General features: G+C 45.3%; 1 pseudogene. It reads left to right on the top strand.

Going from position 1 to position 1,067, the window contains the following annotated elements:
• Window positions 1–26 precede the first annotated feature (26 nt).
• Window positions 27–1,067, top strand: a pseudogene (locus HMPREF1039_RS08170) (hypothetical protein); the annotation flags it as partial.

Here is a 1,067-nt window from a genome sequence, read left to right as displayed (position 1 = left end):
CAGCCGGGAACGGTTTATCTGTAGACTTGACGACGGATGCAGCAACGCATACCCAAAAAATCACGTATCGCTTATCGGATACACCGGTATTTGGAGAAAAAGCAGTACCGGGAGAAGCCGGTAAACCGGGTAAAGATGGTAAAGACGGGAAAGTGGAAGTTATCGGGAAAGACGGCAGTGCTGTCGTTATCAACGGTAAAGACGGCTCTATCGGCTTGAACGGGACAAATGGACAAAACGGTCTTTCCATTCGCGGTGAAAAAGGTGACGAAGGAAAACCGGGTGTAGACGGCACGACAACCATTAAGCGCATTGTCATTACCGATCCGAATGGACAGAATCCGCACTCCGTAGCTACGTTGGATGACGGCTTAAAATTTGCCGGCAATGTAGGAAACTTCTACTCCAAACTGAATGAAACCGTGGAAATCGTCGGTGGAGTTACGGTAGGAGAAACTGAAAAAGCAGAAGATAAACTGACCGATGAAAATATCGGTGTGGTTGCTACGAAAGAAAAAGATAAAAACGGCAAATTGGATATTAAACTGGCGAAGAACCTGAAGAATTTGGAAAGCGCTACGTTTACCAAGACGGAAAAAGGCGTGACAACGACTTCTGTTATCAATGATAAGGGGTTGACCATCGGATCGGGTGATAGTGCTGTCGCTTTGACCAAAGACGGGCTCAATATGGGCAACCATGAAATTACGAATGTCAAAGAAAGTACGACAGCTACTAATGCCGCCACAGTAGGACAGGTAGAAAAAGCTAAGACAGAATTGACGACTGCGATAAACAATAAAGCAGACTATGCATTGGTAAAAGCTGATGGACAAGACGGTGCATATAAGGTAACAAATGGAAAGATTACTCTTAAAGTCAAGAATAAGACGAAACCGGATGAAGCCGCTAAAGAGGTTGTAATTGAGGATGTAGCCAGCAAGTCTTCTTTAGATACGTTGAAAGAAGAAATGAAAAAGAATATTCAAGTAGGCGGAAAAGGAGCTGATGGAGCGGACGGAGTTGACGGTACTATCGGCGTGAACGGTAAAGACGGCAAGCCCGGC

This window comes from Megasphaera lornae, from assembly GCF_000214495.1.
Classification (GTDB): domain Bacteria; phylum Bacillota; class Negativicutes; order Veillonellales; family Megasphaeraceae; genus Megasphaera; species Megasphaera lornae.
The sequence above is the reverse complement of the archived record's forward strand: the minus strand, read 5'-3'. Positions and strand labels throughout refer to the sequence as shown.